Raw genomic sequence first — 25,204 nt, forward strand, 5'->3', positions numbered from 1 at the left:
GGCCTGCGCCTGACGCCTCCGGGTGCGGCCCTGTGCCGCCCGCCCCGGCCGCCCGCGGGGCCCGGCACGCTCCGCGGTTCACCTCAGACTGCCCTGCCGTGCCCGCTGTCGCCAGCGTGCGCGGACCGTAACCTGGGCGCCATGGCCACCCCGTCGGCACCCGAGTACCCCACCCACTGGGAGGCCGACGTCGTGCTGCGCGACGGCGGCACCGCACAGGTCAGGCCTATCGTCCCGGACGACGCCGACCGGCTCGTCGCGTTCTTCGACCGGGTCTCCGACGAGTCCAAGTACCTGCGCTTCTTCGCCCCGCATCCCCAGCTCTCGGCCAAGGACGTGCACCGGTTCACCCACCACGACTACGTCGACCGGGTGGGCCTGGCCGCCGTCGTCGGCGACGCCTTCATCGCGACCGTGCGCTACGACCGCATCGAGCCGGCTGCGGACGGCGCCACGCAGGCCGAGGTGGCGTTCCTCGTCCAGGACGACCAGCAGGGCCGCGGCGTGGCCTCCGCGCTGCTGGAGCACATCGCCGCCTGCGCCCGCGAGCGCGGCGTGCGCCGCTTCGTCGCCGAGGTACTGCCCGCCAACAGCCGCATGATCAAAGTGTTCACGGACGCCGGCTACACGCAGAAGCGCAGCTTCGAGGACGGCCTGGTGCGGCTGGAGTTCGAGCTGGAGCCCACCGAGCGGTCGCTCGCCGTCATGCACGCCCGCGAGCAGCGCGCCGAGGCCCGCTCCGTCCAGCGGCTGCTGGCCCCGCGCTCCGTCGCCGTGATCGGCGTCGGCCGCCGCCCCGGCGGCGTCGGCCGCACCGTCCTCGGCAACCTCCTCGCGGCCGGCTTCACCGGCCGCCTCTACGCCGTCAACCACGCCTATCCCGCGGATCAGGAGACGCTTCTGCCCGAGGACGTCCCCGCCCGCCGCTCCGTACGCGACATCGACGAGCCCGTCGACCTGGCCGTGGTCGCCGTGCCCGCCGCCCGCGTCCCCGGCGTCGTCGACGACTGCGGCGAACAGGGCGTCCAGGGGCTCGTCGTGCTCTCCTCCGGCTACGCCGAGGCCGGCGCCGCGGGCCGCGCGCGCCAGCGCGACCTGGTCCGGCAGGCCCGTGGCCACGGCATGCGGGTCATCGGCCCCAACGCCTTCGGCATCCTCAACACCGCCCCGCCGGTACGCCTGAACGCCACCCTCGCCCCCGAGCCCGCCGGCAGCGGCCGGGTCGGCGTCTTCACCCAGTCCGGCGCCATCGGCATCGCGCTGCTGTCCGGGCTGCACCGGCGGCCGGGCGCGGCGCTCGCCGGGGTGTCCACGTTCGTCTCCGCGGGCAACCGCGCCGACGTCTCCGGCAACGACCTGCTGCAGTACTGGCACGACGACGGCGCCACCGACGTCGTCCTCATGTACCTCGAATCCCTCGGCAACCCGCGCAAGTTCACCCGCCTCGCCCGCCGTACCTCGGCGGTGAAGCCGGTCGTGGTCGTCAAGGGCGCCCGGCACAGCGCCAGCACGCCGCCCGGCCACGCCGTGCCCGGCACGTCGGTGCCCGCCGAGACCGTCGGCGCGCTGCTGCGCCAGGCCGGCGTCGTCGCCGTCGACACCGTCACCGAACTCGTCGATACCGGGCTGCTGCTCGTCGCCCAGCCGCTGCCCGCCGGGCCGCGGGTCGCGATCGTCGGCAACTCCGACTCCCTCGGCCTCCTCGCGTACGACGCCTGCCGCGCCGCCGGGCTGCGCCCGCTGCCCCCGCGCGACCTGACCGCCGCCGCGGCGCCGGAGGACTTCCGGGCGGCCGTCGCGGGCGCGCTGGCGGAGGACGGCTGCGACGCGGTGCTGGTGACGGCGATCCCCTGGGTGGCCGATCCCGACGTGCCCGCGCTCGCGGCGGTGCCCGGTCCGCAGGATGCGGGGGCCCTCGCGGATGCGCTGCGGGCGGCGGCGGACGGCGCGACGAAACCGGTGGCCGTCGTCCACCTGGAGATCGAGGGCCTGCCCGGCGCCCTGGCGGCCCCGCCGTACGGCATCCCGGCCTACCCGGCGGGGGAGCGGGCGGCCCGTGCCCTGGCACAGGCGGTGCGGTACGCCCAGTGGCGCCGGCGCGCGGCGGACCCGGGGCGGGTGCCGGAGTACGAGGACCTGGACCCGGCGGGGGCGTCCGCGGACATCGCCGGGCTGCTGGGGGAGCGGGGCCCGGCGGAGGGCGGCGGCGACGCCGTCCCGCCGGACTGGGCGCCGGAAGGCGCACGGCGGGCGCAGGGCGAAGGCACGCAGGACGGACGGGCGCCGGGAGGCGGACCCGGTGCGGCAGGCCGGCCCGGCACGGCGCCGCCCGGAGCCGGCGGCCCTGACGACGGGGGCGGGCCGAGCGCCGCCGCCGGCACGGCGGCGGGTACGCCCCGGCACGCCTCCGCGCCGCCCGGTTCGTACGCGGAAGGCGTGCCCCTCGACGTCCCCGAGCAGGACGCCGTGCGCGTGCTCGGCCGGTACGGGATCACCGTGCTGCCCGCGCTGCCCGCCCCCGACCCGGACGCCGCCGCGGTCGCCGCCGCCCGGCTGGGCTATCCCGTGGCGCTCAAGACCACCGCCGTCCACCTGCGGCACCGTCCCGACCTCGGCGGCGTGCGACTCGACCTCGCCGGAGAGGAGCAGTTGCGCCTGGCGCACGCCGAGCTGACCGGCACCCTCGGCGCCGCCGCCGAGCTGCAGCCCGTGGTGCAGGCCATGGCCCCGCGCGGCGTCGACACCGTCGTCCGGGCCACCGTCGACCCCGGCGTCGGCGCGGTGCTCTCCTTCGGCCTGGCCGGCGCCCCCTCCGAACTCCTCGGCGACCTCGCGCACCGGCTGGTGCCCGCCACCGACCGTGACGTCGCCGAGCTGATCCGCGCCATCCGCGGTGCCCCGCTGCTCTTCGGCTGGCGCGGTGCGCAGCCGGTGGACACCGCGGCTCTGGAGGAGCTGCTGCTGCGGCTCTCGCTCTTCGTCGACGAGCACCCCGAGGTGGTCTCCGCCGAGCTGTCCCCGGTCGTGGTGGCCCCCCGCGGCGTCAGCGTGCTGTCCGCCGCCCTGCGGCTGGCCCCGCCGCCGCCCCGCATCGATCTCGGTGCCCGCCGCATGACCCGCTACTGACGCCGCCCCGCCGCCCCACCCCGCGGGCGCCGCCGGGTCGCGGCTGCCGACCGGCCCGGATGCCGGGTCCCCTCCCTGCCGGAGCGGCCCGCGCGGCGCCCCGTGGGCCCCGTCCGCCCCCCGAGCCTCGCGACGGCGGACCGGGGCGGCCCCTGCGGGCCGTAGGATGGGCACATGGCGAAGACCGGGACCGCGACCAAGGGGCTGCGCGCGGCGATCGAGCGCAGCGGCTACTACCCCGCCCTCGTGGCGGAGGCGGTGGAGGCCGCCGTCGGCGGGGAGCCGGTGTCCGCGTACCTGGTCCACCAGGAGACGACGTTCGACGCCAACGAGGTCCGGCGCCACGTCACCGTGCTCGTGCTCACCGACAGCCGCTTCATCGTCAGCCACACCGACGAGCAGGCCGCGGACACCACGTCCCCGACGCCGTACGCCACCACCTCCACCGAGTCCGTCAAGCTCGCCCGGATCTCCTCGGTCGTCCTCAGCCGCGTCGTCGGCAACCCCGAGTCGTACACCGCGGGCACGCTGCCCCGCGAGGTCGTCCTGACCGTGGGCTGGGGCGCCGTCAGCCGGCTCGACATGGAGCCCGCCACCTGCGGCGACCCCAACTGCGACGCCGACCACGGCTACACCGGCTCGGCCACCGCCGACGATCTGAGCCTGCGCGTCAGCGAGGCGGGCGACGGCCCCGAGACGGTGCGGCAGGCCCTGGACTTCGCCCAGGCGCTCTCCGAGGCCACCGCCGCCGGCCCCGAAGCCTGATGGCGGCGACGGGGGAGACACCGGGCGACGGCAGACGGGACGGCGCGCCGCCGGCAGCCGAGCACTGGCCCGCACCGCTCGACCCCGCCGCCGCGCCCGCCCCCCGCTACGGCACCGGCTCCCTGGCCGACCTGCTGCCCACCGCCGCCGCCGGCCTCGGCGTCCCCGGCTTCGCGCCGTCCCTCGCCGGGGTCGAACCGGCCGACCGGGTCTGCGTGTTCCTCATCGACGGCCTCGGCTGGGAGCAGTTGCTCGCCCACCCCCTGGACGCGCCGTTCCTGCACGGGCTGGCCACCGGCGCGCCGCTGACCGCCGGCTTCCCCGCCACCACCGCCACCTCGCTCGCCTCCGTGGGCACCGGCCTGCCGCCCGGCGTCCACGGCCTGCCGGGCTACTCGGTGCGCGACCCCCGGACCGGCGAGCTGATGAACCAGTTGCGCTGGCGGCCCTGGACGCCGCCGCGCGCGTGGCAGCCGTACCCCACCGTCTTCCAACTCGCCCACGAGGCGGGGGTGCACACCGCGCAGGTCTCCTCGCCCGCCTTCGAGTCCACCCCGCTGACGACGATCGCGCTCAGCGGCGGCACCTTCCACGGCCGGCTGTCGGGGGAGGAGCGCATGGACCTCGCCGCGGAGCAGCTCGCCGCCGCCGACCGCACGCTCGTCTACACGTACTACAGCGAGGTCGACGGCAACGGCCACCGCCACGGCGTCGACTCCGACGCCTGGCGCGGCCAGCTCGGCTACGCCGACCGCCTCGCCCGCCGCCTCGCCGAGCAACTGCCGCCGCGTGCCGTGCTCTACGTCACCTCCGACCACGGCATGGTGGACATCCCCTTCACCGACGACGCCCGCTACGACGTCGACGAGGACTGGGAGCTGCGCGCCGGCGTCCGGCTCCTCGGCGGCGAGGGCCGCGCCCGGCACGTGTACGCCGCCCCGGGCGCCGCGGCCGACGTGCTCACCGTCTGGCGCGAGGTGCTGGGGGAGCGCGCCTGGGTGGCGAGCCGCGACGAGGCCGTCGCGCTGGGCTGGTTCGGGCCGAAGGTCGACGAGCGGGTCCGGGACCGGCTTGGGGACGTCATCGTCGCCGCGGCCGACGACATCGCGATCGTCGCCACCCGCAACGAGCCCAAGGAGTCCGCCCTCGCCGGCATGCACGGCTCGCTGACCCCGGCGGAACAACTGGTTCCGTTGCTGACCGTACGCTCCTGAACGCGGGCCGGGCGGAAGGACCGCCCTCCCGGCTACCGCGGCGAGCTCACCAGGGTGAACCGCGCGCCCTCCAGGTCCGCGACGTCCGCCCTCCGCCCCGCCGCCGTCTCGTACGGCTCTCGCACCGGCCGCCCGCCCAGCTTGACCGCGCGCGCCACGGCGGCGTCCACGTCGGCGACTTCGAAGTGCGTCGTCCAGTGCGGCCCGGTCTCGCGCAGGCTGTCGTCGTCCGCGGCGAGGACCGACGCCACGGGCCTGTCGCCGACGTGGAGTGTCGCGGTGTCGCCCTCCGAACGCACGTCGTAGCCGAAGACCAGCTCGTAGAACTTCGCGATCATCGTCGGCTCGGCCACCAGCAGGTCGTTCCAGACCGCCGTGCCCGGCCGTGCCCGCCGCTCCGCCTCCGGGGGCTGCCGCGGCTGCCACAGCCCGAACACCGCCCCCGCGGGGTCCGAGCAGATCGCCTTGCGGCCGGCCGCGTCGGCCTCCAGCGGCCCCACCCCCACCGTCCCGCCGCAGCAACGCACCTGCTCGGTGGCCGCGTCGGCGTCGTCGGTCGCCAGGTACGGCGTCCAGGCCACCGGCAGCCTGCGCTCCGGCGCCATCGCGCCGATGCCGGCGACCTGGACGCCGTCGAGGTACGCGAGCCGGTACGTGCCCAGCGTGCGCGGGCCCTCTTCGAAGACCCAGCCGAACAGGCCCCGGTAGAACTCCTCGGTTTTCTCCAGCCCGTGCACCATCAGGCTCACCCAGCACGGTGTGCCCGGCGCGCCGGGGATCGCTCCTTCGGACATGGCAGCCCTCTCTGACCATCGGAAGGTGGCGGTAGGTGACGTTCCGGTGACGCCCCCGCAGATATTTTCATCCCCCGTGCCGCAGTGCGCCCCCTCTGCGCCGATCGATCTGAAGAAATGTCCCTCTCGCCGGGGGATGTTCGCCTTCCTGTGGGGCGGGCCGGGTCCGGGAACCCGGCGCGACTCTGCGCCAAGATGGCCTCCATGGATGCCATCATCTCCGGAACCGACCTCGCCGGCGACCTGGCGGGCCCGCGACCGCCGGTCGTGCTCGACGTGCGCTACACGCTCGGCGGCCCGCCCGGACGTCCCGCGTACGACGCGGGCCACATCCCCGGCGCCGCCTACGTCGACCTCGACGCCGAACTGGCCGCCCCGCCCGGGCCCGGGGGCCGCCATCCGCTGCCCGACCTCGGCGTGTTCGGCGCCGCCATGCGCCGCGCGGGTGTCAGCGGAGACCGGCCCGTGGTCGTGTACGACGACGGGCAGGGCTGGTCCGCCGCGCGCTGCTGGTGGCTGCTGCGCTACACCGGCCACCCCGACGTCCGCGTCCTCGACGGCGGCCTGGCCGCCTGGCCCGGCGAACTCTCCCGCACGGCGCCCCCGGACGGCGCGGGGGACTTCACGCCGGAGCCGGGCGCGCTGCCGGTGCTCACCGCCGAGGAGGCCGCCGGACTCGCCCGCCGCGGCGTGCTGTTCGACGCCCGCGCGGCGGAGCGCTACCGCGGCGAGACGGAGCCGGTCGACCCGGTGGCGGGCCATATCCCCGGCGCGGTCTCGGCGCCCACGACGGAGAACCTGAGCGCCGGGGGGACGTTCCTGCCCGCCGCCGACCTGGCGGCGCGCTTCCGCGCCCTCGGGGCCGCGCCGGGCACCGAGGTCGGGGTGTACTGCGGCTCGGGTGTCTCCGCGGCCCAGGAGGTGCTGGCCCTCACGCTCGCGGGCATCCCCGCGGCGCTGTACCCGGGTTCGTGGTCGGAGTGGGTGGCGGACCCGTCACGCGAGGTCGCGACGGGCCCGGAGCCCGGCTGACGGGCCGGGCGCCGCGGGCCCGCTCCCGGGTAACGGGCGGGGTCCGGCGTCCACGGGAGGGCCGCCGGCGGGCGGGCGCGGTTCGTACGGACGCATCCGTGCGAACCGCGCCCGATCGCACGGCTATTCCGGCTTCTTGCGCCTGCTGCCGAAGACGATCTCGTCCCAGCTCGGCACCGCGGCGCGCCGGCCGGGCCGCACGCCGTCGGCCTCGGCCTGCCGGTCCGTCTGCCCGGTCAGCCGCTCCCGGTGCGCCGAGACGCTCCGCGGCATCAGCACGTCCGCGTACGCGGAACCCGCGCTCGCCGCGGGCGCCGGAGGCTCCTCCTCCACCGCGGGCTGCTCGGGCTCCTCCTCCGGCGGCGGCCCCGGCACCGGGCCGTGGACCGGACCCGGCTTGGTCGCGGAACCGGCCGCCGCGGCAGGCGCGTCGGACGCCGCGGGCTGGTCCGGCACGACCAGGTCGCCCCGGAAGCTCGGCACCGCCTCCAGCAGGCTGGTCAGGGAGTCCCGGTCCTCACCGGAGCCGTCCCTGTCCCCGCGCCCGCCGTCGGCCGGCCGCTCCGGACTCCGGGGCAGCCGCGCGATCTTGGGCACGAACGGCAGGCTCGGCTCCGGCGACGCGTCGGCCTCGCCGATCAGTGCCCGCGCCTCGTCGTCGACGGGCTGGACGAGCCGGCGCGGCGGGTCGTACGTCCAGCCGGCGCTGTGCGGCTCACCCGCGACGCGGTAGACGAGCAGCACCTCCCAGGTGCCGTCGTCCCGGCGCCAGGAGTCCCACCGTGCGGAGTCCTTCTCGGCACCGCGCATCATCAGCCGCTCGGCGACCGCCTCGCCCAGCGCCGGACCGGCGCTCTCGCCCGGCCGCCGCAGGGGCGTCTTGCGGGCCCGCTCGGCCATGAACGCGCGCTCCGCCAGCACCGGGCCCTCGAAGCGCCGCACACGGTCGACGGGGATCCCGGCGAGCGCGGCGACCTCCTCCGCGGACGCTCCGGCTCGTATCCGGGCCTGGATGTCGCGGGGGCGCAGGTGGTTCTCGACCTCGATCTCGATCTGGCCGAGCCGCGCACGGTCGTTGCGCACCGCGGCGCGCAGACGCTCGTCAATCGGAAGGGTGTACTCCGTACTGTCCGCAGCCTTCAGCACCAGCCGTGTGCCGTCGTTACTGACCGCCACGACACGCAGTTCGGGCATGGGAACCTCCCGGTGGTGCCTGCCGACGTTCGGTGCGTCGCTGCTCTTTCCGCTAGTCGAGTGTGGCCTGCCCGGGTGCAGCCTGCCACAACATTGCTGAGTTGCCCGGCGTGTCGGGTCTTGGAACCCGATGCGCCGTTATGACACGGTTACGCATTTGCAACGCAGCGGCCGTGATCGCCGCCGTCGGACGGACACCGGAGCACTGGCTCGCCCACAGTACTCCATTCGAGCCATGCGGGTGGACCGGCGCGCCACCGATCGCCGAACGTTGCACGGCAGTTGAGTCTGCCTGTTGCGCCCCGGTTCGATCAAGAGGGGCGGTTGCCTCACAGAATCCCCGGAATCGGAACTCACGGGTCCAGGACCGCGGCGGTGCAGGACAGACGCCGGCGGCCCCGGGCGCTCAGTCCCCCAACACCCGCCGCAGGTAGTCGTTCCCGAACATCCGGCCGGGGTCCAGACGGTCCCGTACCGCGGTGAAATCACCGAACCGCGGGTACACGCCCGCCAGATACTCCGCGTCCCTGCTGTGCAGCTTCCCCCAGTGCGGCCGGCCGCCGTGCGCCGTCATGATCCGCTCCACCGCCGTGAAGTACGCCTGGTGCGGCGTCCCGCGGTACAGGTGCACCGCGACGTACGCCGTGTCCCGCCCCGACGCCGTCGACAGCGGGATGTCGTCCGCGGGAGCCACCCGTACCTCCACCGGGAAGCTGATCCGCAGCCCCGACCGGTCGACCATCGCCTTCAGCTCCCGGATCGCGGACACGGCCGCCGTGCGCGGCAGCGCGTACTCCATCTCCACGAAGCGCACCCGCCGCGGGCTGGTGAAGACCTTGTGCGGGATGTCCGTGTACGTGCGCGCCGACAGCGCACGGCTGGAGACCGCCGCGATGCCCGGGATCGCGGCGGGCACGGCCCGCCCCACCGCGCAGGCCGCGCGGAAGACACCGTTGGAGAGCAGTTCGTCGTCGATCCACCCGCTGATCCGCCCCAGGGGACGCGCCGGGCCCTCGCTGCGGTTGTTGCGCTTGGTGTTGCAGCGGCCGGTGTGCGGGAACCAGTAGAACTCGAAGTGCTCGTTGACCTCGGCCAGTTCGTCGAAGGACGCAAGGACGTCGGCGAGCGCCATCGGCTCTTCCCGCGCGGTGAGCAGAAAGAGCGGCTCCACCGCGAAGGTCAGCGACGTGACCACGCCCAGCGCGCCGACGCCGAGCCGGGCGGCGGCGAAGACCGCCGCGTCCTCGCCGGTGTCCGCCGCCGTGTACGTACGCGCCCGGCCGTCGGCCGTCACCAGTTCCAGCGCGGTGATCTGGGCGGCCAGGGAGGCGGAGGAGCGGCCGGTGCCGTGGGTTCCGGTGGCGGTGGCGCCGGAGACCGTCTGCTCCATGATGTCGCCCATGTTGGTCAGCGAGAGACCGGCGGCGGCGAGGGCGAGGTTGAGCTGGTGCAGCGGGGTGCCCGCGGCGACGGTGACGGTGCCCGCCTCGCGGTCGATCTCGTGGATGCCGACGAGCCGCTCCGGGCGGATCATGAGCCCGCCGGTGGCCGCGGCGGCGGTGAAGGAGTGGCCCGTGCCGACGGCCTTGACCTTCAGGCCGTCCTCGGCGGCGGCCCGTACGGCGTCGGCGACCTCCGCGGTGGTGGAGGGGCTGACGGTGCGCGCGGGGCGCGCGGCCACGGTGCCCGCCCAGTTGCGCCAGGCCCCCGCGGCCCTCGTGCTGGTCACCTGATGCATCCGCCGTCCATCCGCTGAACGGGCCCCTCGTGCGGCCCTTCGTCCCCGCTCTCCGCCCCCGGTAGGACAGGGATGATACTCGCGCGTACGGACCGGTCCGACGCCGGTGCCCGACTCGGGCCGGGAGCCGGCGCATGGCAGGATCGAAGACATGTCAGACGTGCCGTCCGCCCAGCCCTACGACGCCCTCCTCCTGCTCTCCTTCGGCGGCCCGGAGGGCCCGGACGATGTCGTTCCGTTCCTGGAGAACGTCACCCGGGGCCGGGGCATCCCGCGCGAGCGGCTGGAGGAGGTGGGCAGGCACTACTTCCTCTTCGACGGCGTGAGCCCCATCAACGCCCAGAACCGCGCGCTGCTCGCGGCCCTGCGCAAGGACTTCTCCGACGCCGGCCTCGACCTCCCCGTCCACTGGGGGAACCGCAACTGGGCCCCGTACCTCACCGACACCCTGCGGGAGATGACGCGGGCCGGGTACCGGCGGGTGCTGGCGCTGGTCACCAGCGCGTACGCCTCGTACTCGGGCTGCCGGCAGTACCGCGAGAACCTGGCCGAGTCGCTGGCCGTGCTCGCCGCGGAGGGCATGGAGCCGCCGCGCGTCGACAAGCTGCGGCACTACTTCAACGCCCCCGGCTTCGTCCGCGACATGGTCGCCGGCGTGGAGGCCGCGCTGGAGCGGCTGCCCGAGGACGTACGCGACGGTGCCCACCTGGCGTTCACCACCCACTCCATCCCCACCGCGTCCGCCGACACCTCGGGACCCCCCGCGGACCACGGCGACGGCGGCGCGTACGTGGCCCAGCACAGGGACGTCGCCAGGCTGATCGCGGACGTCGTGGCGGTGAGCACGGGCGTGGTGCGGCCCTGGCGGCTCGTCTACCAGTCGCGCAGCGGCGCGCCGCACGTCCCGTGGCTGGAGCCGGACATCTGCGACCACCTCGAAGAGGTGCACGCCGCCGGGGCGCCCGCCGTGGTGATGGTGCCGGTCGGCTTCGTCTCGGACCACATGGAGGTCATGTACGACCTCGACACCGAGGCGGCGGCGAAGGCGGCGGAGCTGGGCCTGCCCGTGGTGCGGTCGGCGACGGTCGGGGCGCGGCCGGCGTTCGTCGCGACGCTGCGGGAGCTGGTCCTGGAGCGGGCCGCGACCGAGCGCGGGGAGCAGGTCGAGCGCGTCGCGATGGGCGCGCTGGGGCCGAGCCACGACGTCTGCCCCGCGGGCTGCTGCCCGGCCCGTACGCTCCGGCCCGCGACCGCGGGCGCCGACTGACGGGCGCCGGCCGGACCGCCGCCCGCAGCACCCGCCCCCGCACCCGAGGAGCACCGTGACCGACGAGCACCGCCCCGAGTCCGCCGTCCCGCCGCTCGACGAGCTGCTGGCCGTGGCGCTGGAGGCCGCGCGCCGTGCGGGCGAGCTGCTGCGCGACCGGCGGCCCGCCGACCTCGGCGTGGCCGCGACGAAGTCGAGCGCCATCGACGTCGTCACGGAGATGGACTACGCGGCCGAGAAGCTGATCACCGGCTTCCTCGCCGAGCGCCGGCCCGCCGACGGGATCCTGGGCGAGGAGGGCGCGAGCAGGGCCGGCTCCAGCGGCGTGCGCTGGGTCGTCGACCCGATCGACGGCACCGTGAACTATCTCTACGGGCGGCCGGACTGGTCCGTCAGCATCGCCGCGGAGTACGCGGGCGAGGCCGTCGCCGGGGTGGTGGCCGCGCCGGTACGCGGCGAGACGTACCACGCCGTACGCGGCGGCGGCGCCTTCGTCAACGGCGCACCGGCCCGCTGCCGGCCCACCCCGCCGATGGACCAGGCGCTGGTCTCCACCGGCTTCAACTACGTCCACGACGTCCGCGTGCACCAGGCAGAGGTGGCCCGCCGGCTCATCCCCCGGGTACGCGACATCCGCCGCGGCGGATCGGCGGCGATCGACCTGTGCGACGTGGCCTGCGGCCGGCTCGACGGGTACTACGAGCGCGGTCTGAACCCGTGGGACCTGGCCGCGGGAGACCTCATCGCCCGCGAGGGCGGCGCGCTGACCGGCTCCCGGCCGGGCGGGAAGCCGGACGGGGACCTGACCGTCGCCGCGGTGCCGGGACTCTTCGAGCCGCTGCAGCGACTGCTGGACGAGCTGGGCGCCTGGCACGACTGACGGCTCCGGCCACGCCCCGCCCCGCAGACCCGCCCGCCCCGCGGGGCGTCACGGTCCGCCCGGACGCCGGAACCCCCGCGCCGCCGCCTCCGGACACCTCCGGGGACATGCGGCGCCCCGGCACCCTCGGGGTGCCGGGGCGGTGTGGTCGCCGGGCGGGTCAGACTCCGGAGCGTGCGCCGACCTCGACGCCGTGGTCGGCGGCGAGCCGGCGCAGGTCGTCCAGCTCCTCCTGCTCGACCTCGACACCGAAGTCGTCGCCTTCCTTGCGGGCGCGGTCCAGCTCGTTCTCGGCCTTCTTGATGCGCTGCAGAATGCCAGCGGTGAAAGCGTCCATTGTGTGCGCCCCCTCGTCGTCGGGTCGAGGCACTTGGGGGTGTGCCGACGGGTCAGATCACGGAGACCGTCCTTCCGGCTACAGCCTGTGTGCCATGCCGGGAAAGGAGGCTGGGAAACGTGATCGGCGGGTGTGGAATCGTCCTCCCCGCAGCGCCACGGGTGGAAACATCGGATCCGCAGAATCTTTGGGTGCCCGGCTGCTTACCACCGGTTTACGCCCATTGCAGGCAGGATGGAGCTGTTCCGCGGCATCGAGCCGTGCCCCCACGCACTACGAGAAGGGACTCCGCCGTGCGCGTACTCGTCGTCGAGGACGAGCAGCTGCTCGCCGACGCGGTGGCCACCGGTCTGCGCCGGGAGGCGATGGCCGTGGACGTCGTCTACGACGGTGCGGCGGCCATCGACCGCATCGAGCTCAACGACTACGACGTCGTGGTGCTCGACCGCGACCTGCCGCTGGTCCACGGCGACGACGTGTGCAGCAAGGTCGTCGATCTGGGCCTGCCCACCCGCGTGCTGATGCTGACCGCCGCGGGGGACGTCCGCGACCGCGTCGAGGGACTGGAGCTGGGCGCCGACGACTATCTGCCCAAGCCGTTCGCCTTCAGCGAACTCACGGCGCGGGTCCGCGCCCTCGGCCGGCGCAGCACGCAGGCGCTGCCCCCGGTGCTGGAGCGGTCCGGGATCAAGGTCGACCCCGGCCGCCGGGAGGTCTACCGGGACGGGCGGCTGGTGCAGCTCGCGCCGAAGGAGTTCGCGGTGCTGGAGGTGCTGATGCGCGCCGAGGGCGGCGTGGTCTCCGCGGAGCAGCTCCTGGAGAAGGCGTGGGACGAGAACACCGACCCGTTCACCAACGTCGTACGCGTCACCGTCATGACGCTGCGCCGCAAGCTCGGCGAACCCCCCGTGATCATCACGGTGCCCGGCTCGGGCTACCGCATCTGACGCTCTGACGCCCCCTGACGCACCCCCACGCACCCGACGGATGGCCCCATGGACGACAACAGACGCTCCGCGTCCGACGCGCTGCCCGCCGGCACCCCGCCCAAGCCCACCTGGGACCCCCGGGAGGCCGCGGCGCCGTACTGGCTGCGCCCGACCATCCGGATACGGCTCACGCTGATCTACGGCGGGATGTTCCTGATGGCCGGCATGGTGCTGCTGGCCATCATCTATCTGCTGGCCGCCACCGCCCTGGACAGCTTCGCCACCCCGTTCAAGCTGCTGGAGAGCAGCAGCGGCTCGGTGGAGGTGACCAGCGGGCCGTGTCCGGAGGTCTCGGACGCCCGGACCTACGACCAGTTCAACGCCATCCTCGAAGCCTGCATCGAGCGCAAGCGCCAGCTCGCCCTGGACTCCCTGCTGCGCAAGTCGCTGCTCGCGCTCCTGGGGATGACGGTCCTGGCCTTCGCCTTCGGCTACGTCGTCGCCGGCCGGGTGCTCTCGCCGCTCGGCCGCATCACCCGCACCGCCCGCAGCGTGGCCGGCTCCGACCTGCACAAGCGCATCGAGCTGGACGGCCCCGACGACGAGCTGAAGGAGCTGGCCGACACCTTCGACGACATGCTCGACCGCCTCGACCGGGCGTTCAACGCCCAGCAGCGCTTCGTCGCCAACGCCTCGCACGAGCTGCGCACCCCGCTGGCGATCAACCGCACCCTGCTGGAGGTGCAGCTCTCCGACCCGGAGGCGTCCCCCGAGCTGCACCAGCTCGGCAAGACCCTGCTGGCCACCAACGAGCGCAGCGAGCTGCTGGTGGAGGGCCTGCTGCTGCTCGCCAGGAGCGAGAACGAGATCGTCGACAGAAAGCCCGTGGACCTCGCCGAGGTGGCCTCCCAGGCGCTGGACCAGATCCGCGGGGAGGCGCAGACCAGGGGCATCGAGCTGCGCGGGGTGCGCAAGCCCGCGTACGTGCAGGGAAACGGGGTACTGCTGGAGCGGGTGGGGCTGAACCTGGTGCAGAACGCCGTGCGGTACAACGTTCCCGAGGGCGGCTGGGTCGAGGTGGCGACGGAGGCGCGGCCCGGGGTCGCCGTCCTGACCGTCGCCAACACCGGACCGGTCGTCCCCGCCTACGAGGTGGACAACCTTTTCGAGCCGTTCCGGCGGCTGCGGACGGAGCGTACGGGCAGCGACAAGGGGGTAGGACTGGGGCTGTCCATTGTGAGATCCGTCATTCGCGCGCACGGCGGGACGGTGACCGCACAGCCGCGCGAAGGCGGGGGCCTGGTGATTCGCGTCGCCCTGCCCATGCAGACTGTGTGATACGTCACATTACGGCCATCCCGGTCGTGTGCACCGCGTCATCGCAGTATTCGGGGAAAAGCCCGTAAGATCCGCGTTTCCCCAGGATGCGGTCACGGGAAGTACACGGGGTGGCGTGCACGAGAAGGGCGCGGGACCGCGTATGGTCCCTTTCGCCATCCGGCCGCGATCACCCCTGTGGGGGGCGGCTGGGTGTCGATCGAGTAACAGACCTTGATGTGAGGCAAAATCTCCGCTTCGGGTCGGGCACAAGACCGGCCTCTCATGCGTTACGTGCGCTGGAGACTCACTGACCACCCGGAGGGGGAGAGCGAGAATGGCAACGGACTACGACACCCCACGCAAGACAGACGACGACGTCAACGAAGACAGCATCGAAGAGCTGAAGGCGCGGCGCAGCGACAAGTCGGCCGCCGCCGTCGACGTCGACGAGTTCGAGCAGAACGAAGGGCTGGAGCTGCCCGGTGCGGACCTCTCCAATGAGGAGCTGTCCGTGCGGGTCCTGCCCCGCCAGGAGGACGAGTTCACCTGCATGAGCTGCTTCCTGGTGCACCACCGCAGCCAGTTGGCCGCCGAGAAGAACGGCCAGCCGATCTGCCGCGACTGCGCGGCCTGAGGCCGGCCGTGGCCCCCACGGCCGGCTCCGGTTCCGCCGGGCCGAAGACCGGGATCCTGCAGCGGGCGCGCCCTGACCGGCGCGTCCGGGCGGCGCTGGAGCGGGTGGCGGACGCCATCGTGCAGACCGCGCCGCGCGTCCCGGTCCGCGACCTGGCGACGCTGCGCCGGCAGTTCCCCGGGCTCGGCCCGGAGGAGATCGCCGACCGGCTGACCGCCGGAGCCGTCAAGGGGAGCGCCACGGTCGGCGCGGGCATCGGAGCGGTCGCGATGATGCCCGCGCCGCCAGCCATGCCGGCAGAACTGGCCGCCGAGATCGTCGCGGTGGCCTCGATAGAGCTGAAGCTGATCGCCGAGCTGCACGAGGTGTACGGGGTACGGGCGGCGGGCCCGGCGCGGCAGCGGGCCATGGCGTATCTCGGCGCCTGGACCGAGGAGCGCGGCATCGACGCCGCCGGGCTCATGGGCACGCTCAGCTTCGACGCCGTACTCGGCGGCCCCATGCGCCGCCGGCTGCGGCAGCAGGTCCTCAGGCGCACCGTGCGGAACCTGCCGAGCCTCGCCCCCTTCCTCATGGGCGCGGCCGCCGGTGCGCTGATGAACCGCAGGGACACCGGCAAGCTCGCCGAGCGTGTCCGCGACGACCTGCGCGCCCGCCAGGTCCCCTGGGACGCGCTCTCGCCCACCGGCGCCGGGCCGGTGACGTCCGGGGGCTCCGGGGGCCTCACGGGCCCCGGGAGGGCCGGGGGCGGCGAACTGGCGAAGGGCGCCCCGCCCGCGCTGCCGCCGGCCTAGCGCCCGGAAGACCCACGGCCGCGTCCGGTCGTCAGCCGGCGGCCGACCGCAGCGCCGCGGCCAGCCGTTCCGGGTCCCGCGTGGACAGGTAGAGATACGGCGTCGGATCCTCCGGATCCGTGACCTCCACCCGCACCGCCGTCGGGATGTACCCCCGCAGCAGCATGTACGCGCGGGTGTCCGCCTTGTGCGTACGCCAGGCCCGCGCCTCCTCCGCGTCCAGCACGTGCGCCTCACCCAGCGCCGTGAGCGGGATCCGGGCGTCGTCCGTGACGAGCTTCCCCGCGACGACGCGGATCCGCGCCGAGCCGTACGAGCTGACCCCCACCGCCGCCAGCGCCGTCCCGCCGGCGAGCCCGGCGAGCAGCGGCAGCGTCCCGAACGGCGTCAGCACCAGCGCCAGGCACACCCCCGCGCCCACCGCCAGACCCCACCAGGACCGCGGCGCGCTCAGCCGCTCGTCGTAGCTCTGCGTCCTCTCCATGGCCCCAGCCTCCCACGGCCGCCGCACGCGGCTCGGCCGCGGGCCGGGCGCGCAGGTAGGCTCTGGCCGCGTGACTGCAAGTGACAAGCTGACCCCGCCGCCCGGCGCCGCGGAACCCGTGCGGCACCCGGACGCCCCGGCGCCGGGCCTGCTCCTCGGCCCCCACTACGACCAGTGCTTCGGCTGCGGCGGTGGCCAGGAGCACGGCCTGCACCTGGCCGCGCGGGCGGGCGAGGGCGTGAGCGTGACCGCGGAGTTCACCGTCAGGGCCGCCCACCAGGGTGCCCCCGGCCTGGCCCACGGCGGGGTGCTCGCCTCCGCGCTCGACGAGACGCTGGGCGCGCTGAACTGGCTGCTGCGCACGATCACGGTGACCGGCCGGCTGGAGACCGACTTCCTGCGCCCGGTGCCGGTGGGTACCACGTTGCACCTGGCCGCCCGCGCCCGCGCGGTCGCGGGCCGCAAGATCTACTCCACCGCCACCGGCCGCCTCGACAGTCCCGACGGCCCGGTGGCCGTACGCGCCGACGCCCTTTTCGTGGAGGTCAAGGTGGACCACTTCGTCCAGCACGGCCGGGATCGCGAGATCCAGGCCGCGATGTCCGACCCCGACCAGGTCAGGCGGGCCCGCGCCTTCGAGGTGAACCCGTGACGGCCGGGCGGGAGCCGGTGGACGTGCTGATCCGCCGCGTCGACCCCGAGGTGCCGATCCCGGCGTACGCGCACCCGGGCGACGCCGGCGTCGACCTCGTCACCACCCGGCCCGCGGAGCTGCCCCCCGGCGAGCGCGTCATCCTGCCCACCGGCATCGCCCTCGCGCTGCCGGACGGCTACGCGGCATTCGTCCAGCCGCGCTCCGGGCTCGCGGCCCGCTGCGGCGTGACGCTCGTGAACGCCCCCGGGACGGTGGATGCCGGGTACCGTGGGGAGATCAAGGTGAACGTGGTCAACCTCGACCCGCGCCGCGCGGTGCGCTTCGAGCGTTTCGACCGGATCGCCCAGATGGTGATCCAGCAAGTGGAGAAGGCCCGCTTCCACGAGGTGGCCGAGCTCCCCGGCTCCGCCAGGGGCGAGGGCGGGCACGGGTCGACCGGAGGGCACGCCTCCCTCGGGGACCGGCGGGCCGTTCATGGATACGCTTCGGTCATTGCCGACCGGGAAGGACAGTGACGTGTTCGGACGTCGTCGCAAGGGGCAGCAGGAGCCCGTCGACAAGCTCGCCGACGGCGTGACCGCCGAGGACGCCGGGGAGTCGGCGCAGGACGAGCCGGCGGACGGGGAGGAGCGCAGGTACGCGCTGCCCCCCGAGGAGCGCCCCGACGGGCCGTGGGACATCAGTGAGGTCGAGGACGCCACCCGCGGCCGGGTGGACCTCGGCGGGCTGCTCGTCCCCGGGGTCGAGGGCATGGAGCTGCGCGTCGAGGTGGCGGGCGAGTCGATCGTCGCCGCGACCGTGGTGCTGCGGGACAGCGCGATCCAGTTGCAGGGCTTCGCCGCCCCGAAGAACGAGGGCATCTGGGGCGAGGTCCGCGCCGAGATCGCCAACGGCATCACCAAACAGGGCGGCATCATCGACGAGCGCAAGGACACCCTCGGCTGGGAGCTGCGCGCGCAGGTGCCGGTCAAGCTGCCGGACGGCAAGAGCGGCATGCAGGTCGTGCGGTTCGTCGGCTGCGACGGCCCGCGGTGGTTCCTGCGCGGGGTGATCTCCGGCCACGCCGCGGTCCAGCCGCAGGCGGCGGGGGTGCTGGAGAAGATCTTCCGCGAGACGGTGGTCGTACGCGGGGACGGCCCGATGGCGCCGCGCGACCCGATCGTGCTGCAGTTGCCGACGGACGCGCAGATGGTGCCGGACGGGGTGCAGCAGGACGAGGCGAGCGAGGGCTCGCGGTTCGCGGGCGGCATCGACTCGCTGGCGCGCGGCCCGGAGATCACCGAGGTGCGCTGAGCGCTCCGCGCGGACGTGGAGGAAACGGCGGCGGGCCGGGTCGTGACGACCCGGCCCGCCGCCGTGCTGCGTGGGGCGCAGCGGGCGCCGGGTCGTGGCGCCGGCCGGGCCCAGCGGGGCACGCGTCCGGGCCTGCCAGGCGCGGCCCGCCCCGTCCTGCCGTCGCCGTGCAGCGGCCCGGTCCTGCGGTACGGGCGTACCCGGTCCGGTGTGCCGCCTGCCGGGGCGCGGCCGGCACGCGCGTAACGAAGCGGTGACGGCGGGTTCCGGGGCTGCCCGGGGCGTGGTGGCTCGCTTATTCTCCCGGCAACCGGGACTGGGGGGACCGTTTGACCGGGATCGTCGCGCGGCCGGGGCGTCGGCTTCCGCCCGTCCTGCGGCAGAGCGCGCACCACGGCCTCGTGCTGGCCGCCGCCGGGCTCGCCCTGTTACTGGCCGTCACCGTCCTCGCCGCGCTCGTCGCGGTCGCCGAGCAGACCGCCGAGACCGGTGCCCGGGAGCGGCTCGCGGCGGATCCGGATGCGGCGGTGCGGATCAGCGGCGCGTACGACCCGGAGGCCGTGGCGCGCGCGGACGGGCCGGTGCGGGGTGCGCTGGCGCGTACGTACGGGGAGGTGCCGCACCGTACGACGCGGCTGGTGCGGGCGCCGGCGGCGCGGGAGCAGCAGTTGCCCGTGGCCGGGAGCGGCGTCGGCGGGCGGGGCGCGGTGGGTCTGTCGCTGCTGTGGGCGCAGGACGCCGGCCGGCAGGCGCGGCTGACGGCGGGGGAGTGGCCGCGGGCCGCGGGCCCGGACCGGGCGGCGGCCGGGGAGCCCGTGGAGGTCGCCCTCGACCAGGGATACGCGGCGCGGCTGGGCCTGACCACGGGCGACGGCTTCACCCTGGGCGGCGACGAGGACACCGGCGCGCAGGGCTCCGGCCCGGGGGACGACAGCGCGGCCGGCGACCGCCGCGCGTCCGGCCGGGCGGATACCGCGCCCGGCGCAGGCGGCGGGGACGGCGCCCGCGACGGCGGCTCCGGGGCGGGCACCGAGGCCGGGCCCGGCGACGGGGGCGGCACGCCCGGCGCCGCCGGGGCGGCGGGCGACGCCGCGGTGCAGCCGCTGCGTCTGCGGGTGTCCGGGCTCTACGTCCCGCGTGATGCCGATGCCCCCTTCTGGCAGGACCTCACCGGCACCTTCGGCACCCCCGACAGCGTCGGGCTCGTCGGGCAGCACGCCTTCGCCGCGCAGCCGCTCCTCCGCGGTGACGCCACCGCCGTGTGGCTCGCCGTGCCCGACGCCCGGCGGCTGCGGCTCGGGCAGGTCGGGCCGCTGCGCGAGCGCGCCCTCGCGCTGACCGGCGGCGACGCTGAACGGGTGGTTTTCGGCCACGGCACCTCCGCACGTTCCGCGGTTCTCGACGGCGTGCGGGCCGACGCCGACCTGCCGTACGCGCTGCGGCAGTTGGACGTGCCCGTGGCCGTCGCGCGAGCGGGTGCGTACCTGCCGGTGGCCCTGCTCGCGTCGCTGGCACTGGCCTCGCTGGTCCTGACGGCCCGGCGGCTCGCCCGGCACCGCGCCGCCGAGCAGGTGCTGCTCGGCAGCCGCGGCGCCGGGTCCGTGCGGCTCGTCGGCGGCGCGGCGGCGCAGTGGGCGGCGGTGGCGCTGCCCGCCGCGCTGGCGGCGCCGTATCTGGCGGGCCCGCTGCTGCGCGCGTTGGCGGACGCCGGGCTGCTCGACGGGCCGGTGCCGGGCAGTGCCGCCACCGGGGCGGGCTGGACGGTGGCCGCCCTGGCGCTGGCCGTGCACGCCGCCGCCGCGCTGACGCCGGTCGCCCGCGCCGCGCGGGACCGGGGGGCGGCGGCCCGGCTGCGGCGGCGGGTCCCGCGGCTGGCGGCGTACCAGCGGGCGGGTGCGGACCTGGCGCTGGCCGGGATCGCCGCGGCCGGCTGGCTGCAACTGGTCACGTACCGCACGCCGGTCGCCGACTCCGGCACCGTCGACCCCGTCGTCGTGCTCGCGCCCGTCGCCCTCACCGCCGCGACCGTGCTGCTGGCGCTGCGCCTGCTGCCGCTCGCCGCCCGCGCCGCCGACCGGCTCGCCCGCCGCTCCGCCGGCCTCGTCCTGCCGCTGGGAAGCTGGCACCTGGGCCGCCGGGCGGCCGGGCACGCCGGTCCCGCGCTGCTCGTCGCCCTCGCGCTGGCCATCGCCGCGCTCGGCGCCACCGCCCTCGCGGTGCTGGAGCGCGGCGACCGCGACCAGGCCGCGTTCGCGGTCGGCGCCGACCTGAGCGTCGAGGCCGGGCAGGAGGGCGCGGGGTTCGCGCCCCGCGCGGAGCGCCACGGGCGTTACGGCCGGCTGCCGGGCGTCGCCGCGGTCACGCCGGTGGTGGACTGGGACGTCACGGTGGGCACCTCGTTCGCGGGGATGACGGCGCTGGACTCCGCGGAGGTGCTGCCGACGCTCCGTACCGGCGCCGCCGCGGGCCCCGTGCCCGCCGTACGGGAGGGCGGCGGCCTGCCGTACGACGCGCTCGCCGCGCTCGGCGGCGGCGAACCGGCGCCGGCCCACGGGCTGCCGCTGCCCGGCCGCCCCGACGCCCTCGGCATGCGCGTACGGCTCGACGCGGACGGCCCCGGCACCGCCGAGCCGTTCACGCTCACCGCCACCCTGGAGGACGCCGACGGCCTCGCGCACACCGTCTCCGGCGTCCTGCCGCCCGCCGACGGCCGGGCGCACCGGATGAGCATCCCGCTCGGCGGGTACCAGCACCCCCTGCGGCTCACCGGGCTCCGGCTGAACACCGCGGAGGAGAACACGCAGCGCACGTACCGGCTGACGATCGACGACGTCGCGGGCGCCGCGCGCGGCGCCCGCTGGCAGGACCTCATCGGCGGCGAGCGGCCGGACCGCGGCCTCGCGGGCTGCCCCGGCCGCACGCCGGCGCCGACGCGCGGCATGCCGCCGCGCCGCGCCACCGGGTACGTGCTCTGCGAGGTACGCACCGGTCCCGGCGTGCTCTTCGACGGCGTGCTGCGCGGCCCGGACACCTCGCTGCCCGACGAGTGGCTGAGCTGGCAGCTCCGGCTCGGCCTCACCGGGCAGGGCAAGCCGCGGCCCGTGCCCGTACTGGCCACCGGCCCGCTGCTCGCCGCGGGCCAGGCGGAGGTCGGCGAGACCCTGCGGGCCGGACTGCCCGGCGGCACCGAGCTGCGCGCGAAGGTCGTCGGCAGCGTCGACGCCGTTCCCGGCACCGACCCGCGGCGGGGGCGGCTGCTGGTGGACACCCGGGTGCTGGCGGCGTATCTCGTACGGGCCGGGCTCGACCCGCCGAGGGAGTCGCACTGGTGGCTGGCCGCCCGCGACGGCGACGCGGGCGCCGCGCGCGCCGCCGTCGGGGCGCGGCCGGAGCTGGGCACGGCGCGCGACGTGCCGGGGGAGCGGGCCCGGCTGGCGGCATCGCCGCTGCGGGAGGGCACGGACGGAGCACTGTGGCTGTGCCTGGTGCTGGCCCCGCCGTTCGCCGTCGTCGGCTTCGCGCTGCACAGCGTGCTGGCCGTCCGGGCGCGGGCGCGCGAGTTCGCGCTGCTGCGGGCACTCGGCGTACGAACGCGGCAGTTGACGGCGCTGCTGTGGACGGAGCAGCTCTGCGTCGCGGCGTTCGCCGCCGCCGTGGGCACGGCGACGGGTGTGGCGCTCGCGGCGGCGGTGGTGCCGGCGGTGACGGTCACCGAGACCGGGGCGGCCGTGCACCCGGACCTGGCGGTGGCGGTGCCGTGGCTGCGGGTGGCGGCGGTGGCCGCGGTGGCGACGGCGCTGATCTGCCTGGCGGTCACCGCGACGGCGCGGGCGCTGGCCCGCACGGACCTGGCACGGGTACTGCGGGCGGGGGACGAATGAGGTTCGCGGACCGCCCACCCCGTCCCGGCCGCGGCCCCCTCGGACCCCGCGCCTGGCGCGAAGCCCGCGCCGACCTGCCCGCGCTCGTCTGCCTCGGTGCGCTCGTCGCGCTCCTCGCCGCCGTCGCCACCGCCGCGCCCCCGCTGCTCGACCGGGCCGCCGGCCGCGCGCTCGTCGACCGGATCGACGCGGCGCAGGATCAGCGCCCCCTGCTCACCCGTACCGTGACGTTCGGCCAGCCGGTCATCGGGCCGTCGGGGGAGGGCAGGACCCGCGTCGCCGGGGACCTGGAGGCGGCCGGGCAGGACGTGACCAACGGCTCCCCCGACGCCCTCGACGGCCTCCTCGACACCTCCCGGCACCAGGTCGTCGTCCCCGCCGCCACCCTCGACGCCCCCCGCGGCACCGCCGCCCTGTCCCTCCTCCACACCGGCGAGGCCCCCGGCCCCGGCGGCTACGCCGCCGGCCGGCCGCCCCGCGCCACCGGCCCCGGCGACCCCGTCGAGATCGCCGTCTCCGCCCGCACCCGCGACGCGCTCGGCCTGCGCCTCGGCCAGAGGCTGGCACTGACCCCGCGCGTCGCCCGGCTCGACACCTCCGTCGTCGTCACCGGCATCCTCCGCCCCGACCCCGCCGACCGCTTCTGGCGCAGCCACCCGCTCCTCGCCGTTCCGCTCCCCGCCGGCCGCGGGCCCGCCGAGGCCCGGGCGCTCATCGCCCCCGGCGCGCTCGACGCCCTGCTGGACCGCGGGCTGCCGCAGCTCACCGTCGAATGGCGGCTCCGGCTGGAGGTGGGCGAGCGGGACGAGGAGCGCGACGAGGCCGCCGCCCGCTTCGCCGGCGACGACGGCCGCGAGAAGCTGATCCGCGCCCTCGCCGCGTACGACCGCGCCTCGGCCGACAACTTCTGCGCAAGCGCCGGCGGCGGCGCGCCGTGCATCTACGGCTCCCACCCCGCCCGGAACCCGGCTCGCACCGACGACGTACAGCCGCTCGTCCGCGACTTCACCGCCGAGTGGGACCAGGCGTCCACCGTCGTCTCCTTCGCCGTCGCCTCCGTCGTCGGCGTCGGCCTCGTCGCGGCCCTCGTCACCGCCCGGCTCGCCGTGCGCCGGCGGCTCGGCGAACACCGGCTGCGGCGCGCCCGCGGCGCCTCCGCGACGGGCGTCGCGCTCTCCCGCGCCGCGCAGTACGCGCCCGTCGCGGGCGCCGGGCTGGCGGCGGGGTACGCCGCCGCGCGGTCGGCGCTCCCGGCCGGGGCGTCCCCCTCGGTGTGGCCGGCGGTCGCGGTCGCGGGTGCGGCGTGGCTGGTGCTGCCGGTGCTGACCTTCGCGGCTGTGCGGGACCGCCGGGCCGGCCGGAGGGTCCGCCCGGCGGGCCCGGGGCGGCGGCTGACCGCGGAGGCCGCGGTGCTGCTCCTCGCCGCCGCCGGCGTCGTGGCGCTGCGCGTACGCGGCACTGCGGGGAACAGCGCGTCGGACCCGCTGGTCGCGGCGGTGCCGGTGCTGTGCGGGCTGGCGGTCGTGGTGCTGCTGATCCGGGCCTACCCGCCGCCGCTGCGCCTGCTCGCCCGTCTCGCGGCCCGCCGCCGCGGCCCGCTCGGCCTGCTGGCGCTCACCCGCGCCGCCCGCGACGCGCCCGCCGCGGTGGCGGCGCTGCTCGTACTCGTCACCACCCTGGGCGCCGCGGTCTTCGGCGGTCTCGTCACCGGCACCGTCGAGGAGGGCCGCCGCGACGCCCTCGCCTGGCGGACCGGCGGCGCCGACGCCGTGCTCATCGAGGCCCGCACCCCCGCAGCCGACGAGGCGCTGCGCCGCGCCCCCGGGGTGGCGGGGGCGGTGCGGGTCCGGCTCGTACGCACCGACCTGACCAGCGCCGCCACCGGCCTCGGGCAGCGCGGCGCCGACGTGCTCGCCGTCGACGGCGCCGCGCTGCGCCGGGCCGACCCCGGCTCGGCAGCGGCGGCGGCGGTCGCCGGGCTGGGGGCCCCGCGGCGGGACGGCGCCGGGCGGCTGGTGCTGCCGGTCCTGGCCGGCGGGGAGCGGGGGGAGGCCCGTACCGGAGAGACCTACGAGACGGAGTGGCCCGGGGTGCGGGTGCGCGTCGCGGGGCGGCTCGACGACGGACCGGTGCGGGACGCGGCCTTCGGCCCGCTGTACGGGGCGCGCGGCGCGGCGCCGGGCGAGGACCGCCCGCTGCTGCTCGCCGACACCGCCGCGCTGGCCGCCGCGGACCGGGAGCGTGCCGCGCGGACACCCCGCGGCACGGCCGCGGTCCTGTACTACGGCGACGCCACCCCCGCCGCCCTGCGCGCCGCCGCGCCGGGCACCGGGTACGGCAGCCCGTACGGGCACCTGCTGATCGCCGCGGAGGAGCGCGCGGAGGACGGCGACGACGGCGTGCTCGGCGCGATCCGGGGCGCCCACGTCCTGTGCGCGGCACTGGCCGCCGCGCTGGCGCTGCTGACGCTGCTCGTGGAACTGCTGCTCTCCGCCCCGGAGCGCGCCCGCACCACCGCGTACCTGCGCCTCCTCGGCCTCGACCGCCGCGGCGCCCTCACCCTGGGCGCCCTGCAACTCGCCCCGCTCGCCCTCGCCGCCGCGGCCGGCGGCCTCGCCCTGGGCCTCGCGCTGCCCGCGGCCCTGGGCCCGGCGCTGGACCTCCAGCCGCTCACCGCAGGCCCGGCAGGCCCGCCCCACCGCCCCGACCACCTCCTCACCACCGCCCTGACCCTCGGCATGCTCGCCCTCGTCGCCACGGCGGTGGCGGCCGACGCGGTGACCACCCGCCGCACCCGCCGCCTGACGGCCCTGCGCGTGGGGGAGGACCGATGACGTCGCCCTGCCCGGCGCCGGGAGACACACGAC

The 25,204-nt window shown here is 76.3% G+C and carries 20 protein-coding genes; 15 read left to right on the forward strand and 5 right to left on the reverse strand.

What is annotated here, in order from left to right; genetic code table 11:
• Positions 1–141: 141 nt before the first annotated feature.
• From I003_RS0111995 to I003_RS0112005, 3 genes are all read left to right on the forward strand, one after another.
• Complete coding sequence (locus tag I003_RS0111995) at positions 142–3,126, forward strand: GNAT family N-acetyltransferase (RefSeq protein ID WP_027771761.1); 2,985 nt, start codon at positions 142–144, stop codon at positions 3,124–3,126.
• A gap of 174 nt (positions 3,127–3,300) precedes the next feature.
• Positions 3,301–3,891 (forward strand): DUF5998 family protein, encoded by a 591-nt coding sequence (locus I003_RS0112000; protein WP_027771762.1) that lies wholly within the window; start codon positions 3,301–3,303, stop codon positions 3,889–3,891.
• Positions 3,891–5,105, forward strand: a complete 1,215-nt coding sequence (locus I003_RS0112005; protein WP_027771763.1) for an alkaline phosphatase family protein — start codon at positions 3,891–3,893, stop codon at positions 5,103–5,105. The genes I003_RS0112000 and I003_RS0112005 overlap by 1 nt, the downstream gene beginning before the upstream one ends.
• Positions 5,106–5,137: 32 nt before the next feature.
• On the opposite strand, the gene I003_RS0112010 is transcribed toward I003_RS0112005, so the two are convergent.
• Positions 5,138–5,854, reverse strand: coding sequence for a VOC family protein (locus I003_RS0112010; protein ID WP_027771764.1), 717 nt, complete (start codon positions 5,852–5,854; stop codon positions 5,138–5,140).
• A 249-nt stretch (positions 5,855–6,103) separates the two neighbouring features.
• Here I003_RS0112010 and I003_RS0112015 point away from each other — a divergent pair, with 249 nt between their 5' ends.
• Complete coding sequence (locus tag I003_RS0112015; RefSeq protein WP_027771765.1) at positions 6,104–6,931, forward strand: sulfurtransferase; 828 nt, start codon at positions 6,104–6,106, stop codon at positions 6,929–6,931.
• Between the two features lie 123 nt (positions 6,932–7,054).
• Here the strand turns inward: I003_RS0112015 and sepH are convergent, their stop codons facing one another.
• The gene (gene sepH / locus I003_RS0112020; RefSeq protein ID WP_027771766.1) at positions 7,055–8,125 is read right to left on the reverse strand and encodes a septation protein SepH; all 1,071 of its coding nucleotides are present in this window, start codon (positions 8,123–8,125) and stop codon (positions 7,055–7,057) included.
• Between the two features lie 406 nt (positions 8,126–8,531).
• Positions 8,532–9,863: a D-arabinono-1,4-lactone oxidase gene (locus I003_RS0112025; RefSeq protein ID WP_027771767.1), complete on the reverse strand. Its 1,332-nt coding sequence runs from the start codon at positions 9,861–9,863 to the stop codon at positions 8,532–8,534.
• Positions 9,864–10,014: 151 nt separating this feature from the next.
• On the opposite strand from I003_RS0112025, the gene I003_RS0112030 reads away from it, so the two are divergent.
• Together I003_RS0112030 and I003_RS0112035 are read left to right on the forward strand one after the other, a co-directional pair.
• Positions 10,015–11,130, forward strand: coding sequence for a ferrochelatase (locus I003_RS0112030; RefSeq protein ID WP_027771768.1), 1,116 nt, complete (start codon positions 10,015–10,017; stop codon positions 11,128–11,130).
• A 55-nt stretch (positions 11,131–11,185) separates the two neighbouring features.
• Positions 11,186–12,010 (forward strand): inositol monophosphatase family protein, encoded by an 825-nt coding sequence (locus tag I003_RS0112035; RefSeq protein WP_027771769.1) that lies wholly within the window; start codon positions 11,186–11,188, stop codon positions 12,008–12,010.
• Positions 12,011–12,170: 160 nt separating this feature from the next.
• On the opposite strand, the gene I003_RS36415 is transcribed toward I003_RS0112035, so the two are convergent.
• The gene (locus I003_RS36415; RefSeq protein WP_199784283.1) at positions 12,171–12,347 is read right to left on the reverse strand and encodes a hypothetical protein; all 177 of its coding nucleotides are present in this window, start codon (positions 12,345–12,347) and stop codon (positions 12,171–12,173) included.
• Between the two features lie 293 nt (positions 12,348–12,640).
• Here I003_RS36415 and I003_RS0112045 point away from each other — a divergent pair, with 293 nt between their 5' ends.
• The 4 genes from I003_RS0112045 (at position 12,641) to I003_RS31985 (ending at position 16,024) form a co-directional block, all read left to right on the forward strand.
• A complete protein-coding gene (locus I003_RS0112045) occupies positions 12,641–13,294 on the forward strand; it encodes a response regulator transcription factor (RefSeq protein WP_027771770.1) in 654 nt (217 codons plus the stop codon).
• A 48-nt stretch (positions 13,295–13,342) separates the two neighbouring features.
• Entirely contained in the window at positions 13,343–14,614 is a 1,272-nt protein-coding gene (locus tag I003_RS0112050) for a sensor histidine kinase (protein WP_051368200.1), read from the forward strand.
• 316 nt (positions 14,615–14,930) lie between these two features.
• Positions 14,931–15,230, forward strand: coding sequence for a DUF4193 domain-containing protein (locus I003_RS0112055; RefSeq protein ID WP_018838171.1), 300 nt, complete (start codon positions 14,931–14,933; stop codon positions 15,228–15,230).
• A gap of 8 nt (positions 15,231–15,238) precedes the next feature.
• Positions 15,239–16,024 carry a hypothetical protein gene (locus I003_RS31985; protein ID WP_486584186.1) on the forward strand — a complete coding sequence of 262 codons (786 nt, stop codon included), beginning with the start codon at positions 15,239–15,241 and terminating at the stop codon, positions 16,022–16,024.
• Positions 16,025–16,055: 31 nt separating this feature from the next.
• Here I003_RS31985 and I003_RS0112065 read toward each other — a convergent pair whose 3' ends face one another.
• Complete coding sequence (locus tag I003_RS0112065; RefSeq protein ID WP_027771772.1) at positions 16,056–16,508, reverse strand: DUF3093 domain-containing protein; 453 nt, start codon at positions 16,506–16,508, stop codon at positions 16,056–16,058.
• A gap of 70 nt (positions 16,509–16,578) precedes the next feature.
• Here I003_RS0112065 and I003_RS0112070 point away from each other — a divergent pair, with 70 nt between their 5' ends.
• The 5 genes from I003_RS0112070 to I003_RS36420 all read left to right on the forward strand — a co-directional run bounded on the left by I003_RS0112070 (position 16,579) and on the right by I003_RS36420 (position 25,171).
• Positions 16,579–17,160 carry a PaaI family thioesterase gene (locus tag I003_RS0112070; protein WP_486584187.1) on the forward strand — a complete coding sequence of 194 codons (582 nt, stop codon included), beginning with the start codon at positions 16,579–16,581 and terminating at the stop codon, positions 17,158–17,160.
• On the forward strand, positions 17,157–17,678 hold the full coding sequence (gene dut / locus I003_RS0112075) for a dUTP diphosphatase (protein WP_027771774.1): 522 nt from the start codon (positions 17,157–17,159) through the stop codon (positions 17,676–17,678). The genes I003_RS0112070 and dut overlap by 4 nt, the downstream gene beginning before the upstream one ends.
• Position 17,679: 1 nt before the next feature.
• The gene (locus I003_RS0112080; protein ID WP_027771775.1) at positions 17,680–18,456 is read left to right on the forward strand and encodes a DUF3710 domain-containing protein; all 777 of its coding nucleotides are present in this window, start codon (positions 17,680–17,682) and stop codon (positions 18,454–18,456) included.
• A 329-nt stretch (positions 18,457–18,785) separates the two neighbouring features.
• Entirely contained in the window at positions 18,786–22,337 is a 3,552-nt protein-coding gene (locus tag I003_RS0112085; protein WP_486584188.1) for an ABC transporter permease, read from the forward strand.
• Positions 22,334–25,171 carry a hypothetical protein gene (locus tag I003_RS36420; protein WP_027771777.1) on the forward strand — a complete coding sequence of 946 codons (2,838 nt, stop codon included), beginning with the start codon at positions 22,334–22,336 and terminating at the stop codon, positions 25,169–25,171. Before I003_RS0112085 ends, I003_RS36420 begins: the two co-directional genes overlap by 4 nt.
• Positions 25,172–25,204 lie beyond the last annotated feature (33 nt).

It is taken from the genome of Streptomyces sp. CNQ329 (assembly GCF_000482585.1).